Source organism: Shewanella sp. SP2S2-6 (assembly GCF_031931965.1).
In the GTDB taxonomy this organism is placed as follows: domain Bacteria; phylum Pseudomonadota; class Gammaproteobacteria; order Enterobacterales; family Shewanellaceae; genus Shewanella; species Shewanella baltica.
Genome location: NZ_JAUOEQ010000001.1, coordinates 329030 through 343801, shown reverse-complemented (window position 1 = coordinate 343801; position 14772 = coordinate 329030). Strand labels below are relative to the sequence as shown.

The 14772-nt window shown below is 47.2% G+C and carries 10 protein-coding genes and 1 riboswitch; of the genes, 4 read left to right on the top strand and 6 right to left on the bottom strand.

Annotation, left to right across the window (positions count from 1 at the left end; translation table 11 throughout):
• Positions 1-38: 38 nt before the first annotated feature.
• Positions 39-1340 carry a DEAD/DEAH box helicase gene (locus Q4Q57_RS01505; RefSeq protein ID WP_011847413.1) on the bottom strand — a complete coding sequence of 434 codons (1302 nt, stop codon included), beginning with the start codon at positions 1338-1340 and terminating at the stop codon, positions 39-41.
• Between the two features lie 390 nt (positions 1341-1730).
• Positions 1731-3299 carry a methyl-accepting chemotaxis protein gene (locus Q4Q57_RS01500; RefSeq protein WP_311889368.1) on the bottom strand — a complete coding sequence of 523 codons (1569 nt, stop codon included), beginning with the start codon at positions 3297-3299 and terminating at the stop codon, positions 1731-1733.
• A 594-nt stretch (positions 3300-3893) separates the two neighbouring features.
• Between Q4Q57_RS01500 and Q4Q57_RS01495 the strand changes: the two genes are divergently transcribed.
• A complete protein-coding gene (locus Q4Q57_RS01495; RefSeq protein WP_311889367.1) occupies positions 3894-5159 on the top strand; it encodes an HD domain-containing phosphohydrolase in 1266 nt (421 codons plus the stop codon).
• A gap of 193 nt (positions 5160-5352) precedes the next feature.
• Here the strand turns inward: Q4Q57_RS01495 and Q4Q57_RS01490 are convergent, their stop codons facing one another.
• Positions 5353-7140: an aminopeptidase P family protein gene (locus Q4Q57_RS01490; protein ID WP_311889366.1), complete on the bottom strand. Its 1788-nt coding sequence runs from the start codon at positions 7138-7140 to the stop codon at positions 5353-5355.
• 392 nt (positions 7141-7532) lie between these two features.
• Between Q4Q57_RS01490 and Q4Q57_RS01485 the strand changes: the two genes are divergently transcribed.
• Both Q4Q57_RS01485 and Q4Q57_RS01480 read left to right on the top strand, forming a co-directional pair.
• Complete coding sequence (locus tag Q4Q57_RS01485; RefSeq protein WP_115334163.1) at positions 7533-8318, top strand: ROK family protein; 786 nt, start codon at positions 7533-7535, stop codon at positions 8316-8318.
• Between the two features lie 312 nt (positions 8319-8630).
• Positions 8631-8719: riboswitch (cyclic di-GMP riboswitch) on the top strand.
• Between the two features lie 114 nt (positions 8720-8833).
• Positions 8834-11440 (top strand): glycosyl hydrolase family 18 protein, encoded by a 2607-nt coding sequence (locus tag Q4Q57_RS01480; protein WP_311889365.1) that lies wholly within the window; start codon positions 8834-8836, stop codon positions 11438-11440.
• Between the two features lie 96 nt (positions 11441-11536).
• Here the strand turns inward: Q4Q57_RS01480 and Q4Q57_RS01475 are convergent, their stop codons facing one another.
• Positions 11537-12007 (bottom strand): FKBP-type peptidyl-prolyl cis-trans isomerase, encoded by a 471-nt coding sequence (locus Q4Q57_RS01475; protein ID WP_115334165.1) that lies wholly within the window; start codon positions 12005-12007, stop codon positions 11537-11539.
• Between the two features lie 234 nt (positions 12008-12241).
• Between Q4Q57_RS01475 and Q4Q57_RS01470 the strand changes: the two genes are divergently transcribed.
• The gene (locus tag Q4Q57_RS01470; protein ID WP_311889364.1) at positions 12242-13597 is read left to right on the top strand and encodes a TIGR00366 family protein; all 1356 of its coding nucleotides are present in this window, start codon (positions 12242-12244) and stop codon (positions 13595-13597) included.
• A 74-nt stretch (positions 13598-13671) separates the two neighbouring features.
• Here Q4Q57_RS01470 and Q4Q57_RS01465 read toward each other — a convergent pair whose 3' ends face one another.
• On the bottom strand, positions 13672-14139 hold the full coding sequence (locus tag Q4Q57_RS01465; protein WP_261273167.1) for an Sbal_3080 family lipoprotein: 468 nt from the start codon (positions 14137-14139) through the stop codon (positions 13672-13674).
• 82 nt (positions 14140-14221) lie between these two features.
• Positions 14222-14761 (bottom strand): DUF1294 domain-containing protein, encoded by a 540-nt coding sequence (locus Q4Q57_RS01460; protein ID WP_311889363.1) that lies wholly within the window; start codon positions 14759-14761, stop codon positions 14222-14224.
• Between the last annotated feature and the right edge of the window lie 11 nt (positions 14762-14772).

The window sequence follows — 14772 nt, the reverse complement described above, 5'->3', positions numbered from 1 at the left end:
GTTAAACGCTATGCGTTTTACACCGCCCGTTTTAGCGATTACTTAAGCTTTTTCGCTTTGCTAGGCGCTTGACCCACCTTCATTTTTACGCGGCGGCCTTGCATGTTTTTCTCAGCAGTAACTTGAGCGCCAACGTTGTCGGTTCTTTGTTGCTTCTTGGCAAAGCTACGGCGGGTTTGCAATTGCTTTAATAGCAATTCGCGGCTGCCTACTTCATAACCTGGCACAGTGACGCGGCGAATTTGTTGACCGATCAGTTTTTCGATATCGGCTAAGGTACGTTCTTCTTCGCGGCTCACGAAAGAAATGGCTACGCCAGTTTTCCCCGCACGGCCTGTACGACCGATACGGTGGACATAGTCTTCGGCGAGGAAAGGTAAGTCATAGTTGACTACGTATTCAAGGCTTGGGATATCCAGACCACGGGCGGCGACTTCGGTGGCAACCAGTACGCGTACATCACCTGCAACAAACTCACGCAGGGCGCGGCGACGACTGCCTTGGCCTTTATCACCGTGGACCACTTCAGATGGGATCCCATCTAAATTCAATTCTTTGACTAGCGTATCGGCGGCATCACGGGTCGCGGTAAATACCAATACCTGTTGCCAGTTTTTCTTGCCAATTAGCTCAGACAGCAGTTCACGTTTACGGCGTTGTTCAACCGGATAAACCACTTGGCTAACCGTATCAGCCGTAGTGTTTTGCTTATCAACGCTGATCACTTGTGGTTTAACCATCATGTCGTTGGCGAGTTTTTTCACCGCACTTGAGAAAGTGGCCGAGAACAACAGGTTTTGACGCTTCTTATTTACCGCTTGCAGGATCTTTTGGATATCGGCGCTAAAGCCCATGTCTAACATACGGTCGGCTTCGTCTAGGACTAAAAAGTCGACGTTCGACAGGCTTAAGTTACAGGCGGTAAGGTGCTCAAGTAAGCGACCTGGGGTGGCAACAATCACATCGGCGCCGCGTTTCAGCTTTTGCGCTTGTGTTTCTATCTTTACGCCGCCATAAATGGTTAACACGCTGAAGTTTAAGTATTTGCAGTAAGCCGTAACGTTGTCAGCCACTTGAGCCGCAAGCTCACGGGTCGGCGTAAGGATTAATACGCGGGCATTCGACTTTAACGTTTCGCTTGGATTTTCAACCATCTTTTGCAGGATCGGCAGCGCGAAAGCGGCGGTTTTACCCGTACCGGTTTGGGCACTGGCTAAGACATCTTGGCCGCGGCGGATAGCAGGTATCGCTTGCTGCTGAATAGGCGTCATTTGTTGATAACCGCAATCTGAGATAGCGCGCAAAATCTCGGGGGAAAAACTAAAAGATTCAAATCTCATTTTGGATTCCTATCGTTCACTTATTCAAACATTCAAGCACCGCGAGCCTCTATTGTTTACTCGACTAAGGAGAGAGGCGTGCCGACTGGCTCATTCTTCCACACAGATTTTATAAGAAAAATGGCGGGCGCGGAGTATAGCAAAAATTTCGGTTAAAACCTGAACTTTTTAGTGTTTTGGCATTTTATCGGCATCATTTTATCGCCAAGAGATAAAAGCCTTAGCGACGGCTCAGGCGGGATAGGGCCAATTCTGCACGCTCTGGATTGAGTATGCTCTTAGCAGAGTATGATTTGAGGTTGAGTGACGGCTGGCGGAAAGAACGAACAAAAAGAACGCGATAGAAAAATGCCGCAGTTTTGGCTGCGGCATTTTATATCTTGCTTATGGCTAACCGAAGGTGCGTCTTAGGCCGAGGGCCTTCTCGGCATTGTGTTTAAGCAGATGAGCAGCATCACCAATCAGATGGGTTGCGGCTAAGTTTTCTACGCTTGAATGGGTGATGGAATGTATATTGCTGGCAATCTCGTTGACCACTTGACGCTGTTGATCCGCTGCCACTGCATTTTGTTGGGCAAAGGTGTGGATATCACTCACTTCTTGGTAAAGGGTATTCACATTGTCGGCGGACAGTTGAATGTCGCTAGCGCAGCGCTCCGCATGTTGGCGGCTCTGTTCCATTTCTTTGGCCCATATGTTGAGCATAGAGAACATCTTATCGACACTCTTTGAAATACTGTTGGTCGATAGTTGGGTTCGACTCGATAGCGCGCGCACTTCATCGGCGACTACGGCAAACCCTCGGCCTTGTTCACCTGCACGGGCAGCTTCAATGGCCGCATTGAGGGCGAGAAGATTAGTTTGCTCGGCGATGGAGTCAATTTCGCCCATCGCATTAGCAACTTGCTCAGCTTCTTTATTCAATTGATGAGCATTATTAGCGGCATCGGCAACAGACTTGGCCAGTTGTTCCACTTTTTGAGTGTTGGCCTTCATATTGGCGCTGCTTTTAAGGCAGAGATCGTAGGCGGTATTGATGCTGGTGGACGTGAGATGGGTATTCTGCGCCACTTCTGTAATGGTTGAACTCATTTCTTCCATCGCGCCAGAGAGCTGTTCTAACTGACTTTTCTCTTGATCTAGGCTGACATAGGTTTGCTCGGTCGCAACCACTAATTGATCGGCAATTGCGTGCAATTGATTGGCTTGATCTTGAGTTCGCCCCAGTACGCCATTCATTTTGGCCTGCAGCATGATGAGCTGGAAATCGAGGATAGAAGACGTATCGGCACCCGAGTAGATGTAGCGACTGATAGAGTCGTATTTGGTTTGCATTTCAATCAGTTTAGCGGGAATGCGAAAGGCCTCATCGTAGAATATAGCCAAGTTTAAACTCATCAAAACCGCCCCCGCGATAATCACGCCCCAGCCCCAAAAGTAGCCTGCGATCAGTAAGCCTGTCGAGGCGACAACCGCCGAGAGGATACGTTTCTGCATTAAGCTTAAGGGCTTAGAAATGGATTTATCCAGTTTAAGTCTTTGGTATATCTCATTTGCTTTGCTGACGTAGGCGGCCTGAGGCTGAATACGCACCGATTGATAACCGACAATAGTGCCGTTTTCAAACAATGGCGAGACAAAGGCATCGACCCAATAGAAGCCACCATTCTTACAGCGGTTCTTCACTATGCCGCGCCAAGATTGGCCCGACTTAAGCTTTTCCCACATTTCTTTAAAGGCGGCGCTTGGCATATCGGGATGACGAACCATATTGTGGGCACTGCCGACTAACTCTTGGGCGCTATAGCCTGAGACTTCGGCAAAACGGGCATTAACGTATGTGATAACACCGCGAGTGTCGGTGGTGGAAATGAGTTCGTCCTGTGGTGTTAAGCGGATTTCTTGATCTGATCTCTGTGCATTCAGTGTTCTGTTGGCAGACGCGTTACTCTGGCTCATTTAGTGTGTCCATTCAGGGCCGATATGATTCATTGGGGTTCAGGGGCGCGGTGTTAGGCGCTAATTTTCTTGCGCTTACTCTCATTGGGGTAAGCTTGTTATGTGATAAGACTATCATTTTTGTATGGGTATAGGAGAGCGCTTTTTGATGGCTTACCCATGAAAATCAATCGTTCGTTGTATTTATAAGCTATTGCAAAATATAAAATTTTTAAGTATTGCGAATATAGAATTAAACGAGCGTTTATCCTGCTAAAACGCAAATTTCAGTATTTTGTATAGGGTTATTTTTCCTCAGATATTGAGTGGATATTAGACGCTCATGTTATCGACTAAATCTGCTCGGCGACATTGGACTAATGTCGTTGATTCGGTTGCCATATCGCGGCATTCATTCGGGCGCTTTATTCGTCTTAGTCTATTCTTTAATGGGCAACAAACTATGACTTGCTGAGCGTGTGATTTATCTGGCTTTGCCTCAGCGTTGTAATATTATCCGCACCCTTTAGTTCATTAACTCAGGTTCATTCGCTTAGGTTAATAAGATCAGCTTCATTAGCTCATAGCGGGAATGCAACATAAGAGGATTTTCCCATGGCGATATCACTTAGACGTGGCGTAGCTAAATTGGCTACCTCGTCCTTGGGGACAGCAGCGGCACTTCCCCATTGGCGACGTTTGATTTTTGAACGTCTATTTGGCTTTCTTGCGCTTCTTTGCGTGCCCGTATATATCACCAGCGTGTATTTATGTGTCATCGCCGATCTTTGGTCTATGGTGGTATTCGATACGCTGGCTTATCTTTTTTTACTATTTTTGCTGTATTTTCCTAAGCTTGCTGATAGTACGCGTTTTGGCTGTGGCTGCTTCTTGGGGTTTGCTATCGGCGTTGGTTTTTTGATTGCGATTGGTCCATCGGGTGCGGGGTTCTTCTGGTTATTTATCTTTCCGCCATTAGTTGGCATTTTCTTAGGAAGTCGCGCGAGCTTATATGCCCAATATTTAAATGGGCTGAGTCTGGTACTGATTGGGCTTGCCTATCACTTTGGCTGGTTAAACTGGCCCGATATTCACGGTTACAGTTTGGGTATTTGGGCCGTTGTCGTGGTCAATTTTATTGTAACCAATGCCATGTTGACGCTAACCATCACTTACTTATTAGGTAAGTTGGCTGATTCACTCGATTCAACCTTAGCCTCACGCCAAGCGACTGTATTAGGGTTGGCCAAACTTGCCGAATACAGAGACAACGAAACGGGCGCGCACTTACTACGTATGCGGCAGTATTCAAAAATGCTCGCGGCGCAGCGGCTGCAGGCCGACAATCCACCTGCTGAATTAAACGATGATTTTATTCAAGATATTAGTCTATCGGCCATTTTGCACGACATAGGTAAAGTCGGTATTGCCGATGCGATTCTACTCAAACCGGGTAAATTAACCCCGCAGGAGTTTGAGCAGATCAAAGCTCACCCTGTGATTGGTGGGCAAGTGTTACGCAGTTTGTTGGAATATGCGCCCCAATGTACGTTTATTCGGATGGGCCAAGATATCGCGTCGGGTCACCATGAAAAGTGGGATGGTAGTGGTTACCCCTTAGGGTTGAAAGGTGAGGATATTCCGCTTTCGGCACGCATAGTTGCCTTAGTGGATGTCTATGATGCGCTGACTTCGCCGCGATGCTATAAGCGACCCTTTAGCCACCAAGAAGCCATCGATTTAATGATTGAAGGCAAAGGTAAGCATTTCGACCCTGAGTTAGTTGATTGTTTTATGGCAATTCATCAAGAGTTTGAAGTGCTATCTAAGGCATCGCTGGATGATGCTTATCAGCCTATGGCGCAGCCCACTATGGTTTAGCGACTCGTGTTTTTAATCATGTTTTGAAATCATGTTTTGAAATAGGACTAGGCTTGAAAGTACAGATGCAGCGCTAAAAAAACGCCCAAGGCTCATAGCCTTGGGCGTTTTATTTTTTAGCATATAACTGATTTAGATGATGGTTTAAATGACGACTTAAATCGCTACTTATCCGCAGGAGTGCTAAATCGCTCTAAATCGCTTTAGTCACTTTCGTTAACCACGCGAGTTCATCACCGGACATCAGCGGCGAAAGTGTATGGAACACTTGCTGATGGTAAGCATTGAACCAGTCGATTTCCCCTTGCGTTAGCAGGCTCTTATCGATAAGGCGGGCATCCATAGGGATCATAGTCAATGCATCGAACTCATACATCTCACGCTCAGCGCCTTTCAGTGCTTCACAGTGTTGCACTACGACTAAGTTTTCTAAGCGAATGCCAAAACTCTCAGCGCGGTAGTACCCCGGCTCATTGGAAAGCACCATGCCGGGCATCAGTGCGATACCGTTGACATTTTTACCTATGCGCTGCGGACCTTCGTGCACACTTAAAAAGTGACCCACGCCATGGCCTGTGCCGTGGTCGTAATCAAAACCATGTTGCCATAGATATTGGCGGGCGAATGCATCGAGCTGCTGGCCTGAAGTGCCTTTTGGGAAGCGAGCTTGGTCTAGCGCGATATGACCTTTTAGCACCAGCGTGACCATTTTTTTATGTTCATCAGTCACTTTGCCAATCGCAATAGTACGGGTCACATCTGTAGTGCCATCGATATATTGCGCGCCAGAATCCACTAAGTAGATGCTGTCCATCGTCATCATCGCAGGTGTGCCATTGTTGTGATTGTAATGGCACATGGCGGCATTGGGGCCCGCTGCTGAAATGGTGTCGAAACTTGGCTCGCGATAGCGCTCATCCTGCAGGCGGAAGCTTTCTAATTTATCGGCAAGTGTGGCTTCATCGTGCATACGCTTGGCGGCGACTTCGGCATCTAACCATGCAAGGAAGCGGCTCACAGCAACGCCATCACGAATGTGACAAGCGCGCATTCCGGCAAGTTCAGAGGGATTTTTCTGTGCTTTAGGCAAAGAAACGGGATCGATTCCAGCAATCAATTTAGCCCCCGCTTCACGGGCGAGATTTTGTGCCCAAGCGTTAGCCGAGTTTGGATCGGCCAGCAGTTTAACGCCTTGCAAGCTGGCAAGGGTATCGGCGAGCGTGGCCTCGTCCTTAAAGCTTACTCCTGCACCGACATGCTCCTCAATGCCCTCAGGGAGTTTGCTTAAATCGGTAAACAGCAGCATATCGCCATTAGCATGAAGCAGGGCACTGCCGAGCACGACAGGCAGACGCGGAATATCGTTACCGCGAATGTTTAATAGCCAGCAGAAAGAATCTAAGGCGGCAATCAAAGCAACATCAGCACCGGCTTTTTTCACCAAGGCGCCAATTTCAGTACGTTTTTGCAGACTGGTTTTACCGGCACTCTTGTTACTGAATAGCGTGATCGGCGCACTCGATGGTGCGGGGCGATCCTGCCAATGCAAATCGATAGGATTTTGCTCAACCGCTACTAATTCAATTTGGGCTTTGCTTAAGGTCGCTTTGGCATTTTCATACCAAGCTAAAGTATGCAAGCGTGCATCAAAGCCAACGCGAGATCCCGCTGGCAGCGTGTCACATAACCATTCAATTTGTGGCGTGTCGGTCAGGCTTTCATAGCTGAAAAGTGCGGCATCCACTTGCAGACGAACTTGAACCGTATAACGGCCGTCGGTAAAGATAGCGGCTTTATCTTTCAATACGATAGCCATACCTGCCGAGCCAGTGAAGTTGGTTGCCCAGTACAAACGTTCGTTATGTTCTGGCACATATTCGCCCAGATACTCGTCGGCGCGGGGAATGATAAAAGCATTGAGATTGGCGGAAGATAATTCGCTGCGAATGGCACCGAGGCGGCTGGCAATTAAATGTGACATATGGGCTCCAAGTGAGACTGGCACGCTGTGCGAGTCGGTAGGCAAAGCTTGCCTAAGGATAAATTGGTCTATGTTTATTTGAGTTCTAACCAGCTCGGATTATCGCAAGCCTAACGCGCTGGATGCAAGGGGAGCGAATAAAGGATTTTGTATACAATCGTGAATTTGTGCTGACTGTGATGAGCAAGCTAAGTGTTTTACCCTTAATTTATTTGTGTGATTCTTAGCATAAAACCTGAGTAAAACAAAATGTCAGTCATATTTTTTGTAGACTTGTTCCTTACAAATTAGCGACTTAAGTTTTATTCAATCGCTAACATTTGGACCCTATGCTAACATTTGCCATCTCCGCTCGGGGTCAGAGTGGGGCACATGTATCAGTGGAGTAAGCGATGCAAATACTAACAATAGATGTGGGCGGTACGACAGCCCTGTTCGAACTTCAGCTCGCGGGACATACAGAACAATATAAAATCCCCACAGGCGAAGGTTTTAAAATTGAAGAGTTAAATAATCAAATCGCTGCGCTTGAACGCGATTACGATTTACAGCATTACCAATTAGCGATTGGCGTACCTGGACTCGTACAAAATAATCGTTTGGTTGCCTGTAAATCGTTACCCGGGCTCAATGGCTTGAGCTTCGATACAGTCAAAACCCAAGGCGAGCTTAAGTTTATCTGCAACGATATGGATGCGGGTATGCAAGCCACGTGTGATGCCAAATATGCCTGTGAGTTGTTGGTCATGTGCGGCACTGGTATAGGGATGTCGATTGCGTTTAATGGGCAAGCCTTTACAGGTGCGACGGGGGTTGCAGGGGAGTTGGGCCATTGCCGCGTGATGACTGAATCAGGCGAATTTAGTTTAGAGCAACTCGCCAGTGGCGATTCTGTGCGCAGCCGTAACATCACTACTCAGGATGATTTATATCGTGCGGGCAGTTACCTTGGTATGGGGCTGGCGTGGACAGTTAATTTATTTAATCCCAATCGGATTTGGCTCGCGGGCAACATGATGAACAGTGCTCCTTACTACAAAGGCTGCCTCGAAAGCTTAAAGCAAATGGCATTGAGCGCGCCCTTAGCTGAGATGAAAATCAACCGCGTCGATGATATGGAAACCTTAGTGTGCCGAGGTTTATCTGTGATGCTCGCAAGGGATTATCCACGCGCATAAGGATCATAGATGCTGTTAGCTAATGGTTTTGAATTATTAGATTACAGCGGCTCAGTGCTAGTGGTTTAAGCAGTATTAGCAGCATAAATAGTGAAATTGATAACAGGACAGGTGATGCCTTTGGCTTATCGTGTCCTGTTTTTTTATGGCTAAAATAGTCAGCAAAGCCTTAATTATCAAAGTAAATATTAGAAATAGCTGAACTGTATTTAATTGCTTTCTTATCAGACCACTACCTTAGTTGATAATATTTTGTTGCATTTTTATTGCGCTTACGTCTATGCTGATTATCGCAATGACAACGTTGTCATCGCGTGTAAAAGGCAAACCAGTTGAAAAACTGGGACGCAAAGCCTCCGGTCTAAGGGTTCGTCTGTACCTATGATAGCGGGGATACCACAGGTTTTTCTTCGTGCAATTGTCAGTCGTGTTGCATGGTCTTAAGAGAGTGTTGTTTCCTGTCTACGCTTTGTTTGCCTTATTGATTCATATAAAAAATTCAATAGGGATATCTCATGTTCAAGACTCAAATTTCAACATCAGCCTTGCTGGTGGCATCGGCGCTGGCATCTACCGTGAGTGTCAGTGCATTTGCCGTAGCGCCCGGCAAACCGACTATAGGTTGGGGCGAAACCAAGTTCGCTATTATCGAAGTTAATCAAGCCGCTACGGCTTACAATCAGTTGGTGACCATTAAAGATGCTGCCGACGTTTCAGTCAGCTGGAACCTTTGGAGTGGTGATGTGGGCAATAAAGCTCAAGTGCTGCTCAACGGCAATGTCGCTTGGGAGGGCCCCTCTGGTGCTTCGGGCACCGCTAATTTTAAGGTGAACAAAGGCGGCCGTTATCAGATGCAAGTGCAACTGTGTAACAGCGATGGTTGTACGGCGAGCGATACCAAAGAAATTCTCGTGGCCGATACCGATGGCAGCCATTTAGTGCCACTCAATGCTCCGCTTAAAGAAAACAATCGCCCATACGTTAACAAGTCGGGCAAAGTGGTCGGCAGTTACTTTGTAGAATGGGGTGTGTATGGCCGTAAGTTCCCAGTCGATAAGATCCCAGCACAGAACTTAACTCATATTTTATATGGCTTTACCCCTATTTGTGGTGGTGATGGCATTAACGATAGTTTGAAAGAAATCGACGGCAGTTTCCAAGCGCTGCAACGTGCCTGTAGTGGCCGTGAAGATTTTAAAGTCGCTATCCACGATCCTTGGGCGGCGGTCCAAATGCCACAGGCGGGCGTGAGTGACTACTCTGATCCCTACAAAGGCAACTTCGGTCAATTGATGGCGCTGAAGCAAGCCCACCCCGATCTAAAGATTTTGCCTTCGGTCGGTGGCTGGACGCTATCTGATCCCTTCTTCTACTTTGGCGATAAAACTAAGCGCGATACTTTTGTCGCATCGGTGAAGGAATTCCTGCAAACGTGGAAGTTCTTTGATGGTGTCGACATTGATTGGGAATATCCAGGTGGTGGCGGTGCGAATCCAAACTTAGGTAATGCCAATGACGGTGAAACCTATGTGACCCTGATGCGTGAACTGCGCGCCATGCTCGACGAGTTAAGTGCTGAGACGGGTCGTACCTATGAACTGACTTCCGCAATTGGTATCGATGCTCAAAAAATGGCAAAGGTCGATTATCAGGCCGCTCAGCAGTACATGGATTACATCTTCTTAATGAGTTACGACTTCAATGGCGGTTGGACGAACACTGAACTCGGTCATCAAACCAATCTTTATGAGGCGAGTTGGGATCCTGATACCCGCTATACCACAGACAAGGGTATTAAAGCTCTGTTAGCTCAAGGTGTTACTCCAGGAAAAATTGTGGTTGGTGCCGCTATGTACGGCCGCGGCTGGACAGGCGTGAATGGCTACACGGGCAATAACCCATTCACAGGGACAGCGACGGGCAAAGTGAAAGGCACATGGGAAGATGGCGTGGTGGATTATCGCCAGATAGTGAACGAGTACATGGGGAGCGGTTGGACTTACAGCTATGACGAAACGGCCGAGGCGCCATCATTGTTCAAGGCATCTACGGGAGATTTAATCACTTTCGATGATGCGCGTTCCGTTAAAGCCAAGGGCCAATATGTGCTTGCCAATCAGCTAGGTGGTTTATTTGCATGGGAAATTGATGCCGATAACGGCGATATTCTAAATGCGATGCACGAAGGTTTAGGTCATGGCGAAGGAACTACGCCACCGGTGAATAAAGCGCCGATTGCCAATGCAGGTGCGGATGTGAATGTCACAGGTCCCGCCGATGTGGTGCTCAATGGTGGCGGATCGCGCGATCCTGAAAATGAGGCGCTGACGTATCTTTGGACTCAAGTGTCTGGCCCAACGATTGCCATCGCAAACGCCGATATGGCGAATGCGACGATTCAACTGAGTGCAACGCAAACCGATGTTGTCTATGGTTTTAGCCTTAAAGTCACTGATCCAGAAGGGTTATCTGCCACAGATTTAGTGACAGTGACCAATAAGGCGGATACTCCGAACCAAGCTCCCGTGGTGAGTGTAGCTGCCACTGCAACAGTGGAAGCGGGTAAAACTGTTAGCATAGTGGCGAGTGCCTCTGATGCCGACGGTGATGCCTTAACTTACGCTTGGACTGTGCCCGCTGGCGTGTCGGCAACCGGACAAAATAGTGCCACCTTAGTGGTCACTGGGCCTAATGTCACCGAAGCGACCAGCTATGGTTTGAGCGTGCTGGTTTCCGATGGTGCCTTGGATGCGAGCGCATCGACTAATCTGACCGTGACGCCAAAAGTGATCGGTGGTGGTTGTGATGCAACCGATCCTAATGCCGGTAACTATCCTGCTTGGCAAACCAGTGTGGTGTACAACACGGGCGATACTGTGAGTCACAGTCAGTTGGTATGGAAAGCCAAGTACTGGACGCAGGGCAATACGCCATCTCGCACCGCTGATCAATGGCAGCTACTCAGCCAAGTTGATCTCGGTTGGGATGCGGGTGTGGTGTACAACGGCGGTCAAACTACCAGCTATAACGGTCGTTTATGGAAGGCGAGTTACTGGACTAAAGGTGATGTACCTGGCGTTGCGGCGGTGTGGGTTGATATTGGCGCTGCAAGCTGTCCTTAATCATCCAACATACTAATATTATTTGAGTTATAGAGACAAAAGCCCTGCGATAATGCAGGGCTTTTTATTATGCGATTAGGCTCATTGCAGACAGATTTAATCAATCTTAAGCAGTTCTACATCAAAAATGAGCACTGAACCACCGCCAATCTTGCCCGTGCTGCTGTTGCCGTAGGCGAGTTCACTCGGGATAAAGAAACGCACTTTATCGCCAACGACCATAAGTTGTACGCCCTCGGTCCAACCTTTAATCACCCGATTAAGCGGAAATGCGATAGGCTCGCCGCGATCAACCGAACTATCAAACACAGTACCGTCGATCAAAGTGCCATGGTAATGCACTGTCACTGTATCGCTGGCTTTAGGATGAACTGTGCCATCGCCTTGAGTTAACACTTGATATTGCAAACCCGAAGCTGTGGTGATAACACCTTCTTTAGTTTTGTTTTGCGTTAAAAATTCATTGCCTAAACGGATATTCTCTTGGGCGGCTTTTTGGCCGTTCATCGAGGTAAAGAAGTAAAAAATCACCCCAGCAATCACAGCAACGGCAAGTAACATTTTCATATAAAGAGCACCTTAGTTAATTTTCGCCATATTATCAGTTTTTTAGCTTGAGATGCTATTGGCACTCGCACCTGCATTGAGGGGGATATCTGTTGCTACCACTTCAAGGCGTTAAAAATCCCCTCAAGACTTTATCCCGCTTTAGAGATCGCTTAATCTGTTGGCTTAATACTCAATAAAAATTCAATAAAAACAGATAAAAACTAGAATTTAGATAATAAACAAGGAAAGTCTATGTTAAACAAAGCGGCAAAACCTTTGGTCAAACTCGTCGACCGATATCTACCCGATCCCTATATTTTCGTCCTTTTACTCACCTTAGTGGTGTTAATTGCAGCTGTGGTCGCAGAACACAAAACTCCGCTGGAAGTCATCAATTATTGGGGCGATGGCTTTTGGACCTTGCTGAGTTTTTCGATGCAGATGCTGTTAGTGCTGGTGGCGGGATTCATGCTGGCAAGCTCGCCGCCGATTAAAAAGCTGCTCGATGCGATTGCAGGATTCGCTAAATCGGCACCGCAAGCCATTATTTTAGTGACCTTGGTCTCACTGGCCGCCAGTTGGATTAACTGGGGATTCGGGCTAGTGGTGGGCGCGTTATTTGCCAAAGCCTTAGCGCGTAAAGTGAAAGTGGATTATCGGCTGCTGGTCGCCAGCGCCTATTCTGGCTTTGTGGTTTGGCATGGTGGGCTTGCGGGTTCTATCCCATTAACCATAGCAACGGCGGGGCATTTCTCTGAAGCACAAATTGGCATTATCCCCACCAGTGAAACCATTTTCGCGAGCTTTAACTTACTGTTAGTGGCGATTCTTTTTGTGGTCATGCCATTAGTGAATCGCTTTATGCTGCCTGAAGACAAGGACAGCATTTATGTCGACCCAAGTGCCCTTGACGACAAAGGCAGCGACCCCGCAGCTTCGGCGCTGGAGTTTACCCCTGCCAATGTGAGCGAGTGTCAGCTTGAAAGCCGACCTGCGGATAAGCTTGAAAATAGCCGCTTACTCGGCTGGAGCGTCGGTGGCGCTGGGCTTGTGTACTTAGGCTATTACTTTTGGGTACAGGGCGGCAGCTTAAACCTTAACTTAGTGAACTTCTTATTCTTGTTTCTCGCCATCCTCTTACATCAAACGCCACGCAGTTTATTAACCAGCTTGAATGAGGCCATTAAGGGCGGCGCAGGGATTGTGATCCAATTCCCTTTCTATGCGGGCATTATGGCGGTGATGGTGCAGTCGGGTTTAGCCCAAAGTATTTCGGAAGGTTTTGTGGCCATAGCCAGTGCCGAGAGCCTGCCATTTTGGAGCTTTATCAGTGCAGGAATTGTGAATATTTTTGTGCCATCGGGAGGGGGGCAATGGGCCGTGCAGGCGCCGATTATGTTACCCGCTGCCGAAGCCTTGGGCGCCGATGTTGCTCGGGTAGCTATGGCCGTAGCTTGGGGTGATGCCTGGACTAACCTTATTCAACCTTTCTGGGCACTGCCCGTGCTGGCAATTGCGGGCTTAAAAGCGCGGGATATTATGGGATTTTGTTTAATGCAGTTGATGATCACAGGCGTGATTATCAGTATCGCGTTGAGCTGGTTTTAAAGATAATAAACAGTGCAAAACTAAACAGGGTAATTCTATGATTACCCTGTTTTTTAGTTAAGGTTTCAATGATATTAATCGCTTGAACCATTTACTTTTTTTGTTGCTTCATCAGCAGTGATTTGACCAAATAGAGCTGACATCATATAGCTAATACGATTCGCAGCATTACCAAACTTACTCGGGTTCGCAGTATAGGGTACTTGAAACTTAACACTGCCAACTCTTTGGCCATTCTGAAATGCGTTAATTTCAGCGCTTTTTAAATATAATGCCAAGTCCCAAGTCCAATTGCCTTCATATTCTAATGTGAGTTTATTTAAATCATGTTTAGAATCATCAGGCTGCACTGTGTAGGTGTAATTATTTGCTTTTAGCCATGTCTCCATTGTTTCTTGGAAGCCGTCACGTGTTTCTTTATCTTTAATAATGACTATTTCTACATTGTTAGTATTTGTTTCTATTGGTTTTGCTGTATAGCGAGGTGCGGCACAACCCGATAGTATTGCAACACCCAAAACTGCAACTAAAAATTTTTTCATAATTTAACCTTTTGTTTTTGTATTAAAATAAGTTAAAGCGTTTTAGTGACAAACTTTAGATTTTCATAGAATCCATAGCTTGCTAGATAAACATATCTACGGCGCCGGTTTTTATGCCATAACCCAGCACGGCTAAGTTAGCGACAACGGTTAGCCAGAAGACGTTTCTAAATGAGGCTTTAACTGACTTGTGCCTTAACACGTTTTGGGCAAACAGGGCGCCGGGCCAACCACCCACGAGGGCGAGCAGATGCAAAGTGCTTTCTTTCGTGCGCCATTTACCGCGTTTTGCGGCGGATTTATCGATAGCGTAGGCGATAAAGGTTAGCAGGCTCAGTGTGAGGTACATGCCCGCAATGCCGTAGGGCAGCATATGTTGCTGCGCTGCGCCGATTAAACCAGCAAGAAAAATCACCACCAATAACAGCGGCATAAGGCTTGAGCCTGAAGTGGCTGCATTGGATTTTTGAGTACGGCTACTTTGGGCTCGATTGTTTGTTTGGGCACGATTGTTTGAAGTGCGACTGTTCTGAGCACGACTGCTTTGTGGTCGATTCTTTTGAGCACGATTAGTTTGAGGTGAAGCGCTGTTGCCCGTTTTGGCTGGTTTTGAATTCGTCATTATCTGGTATC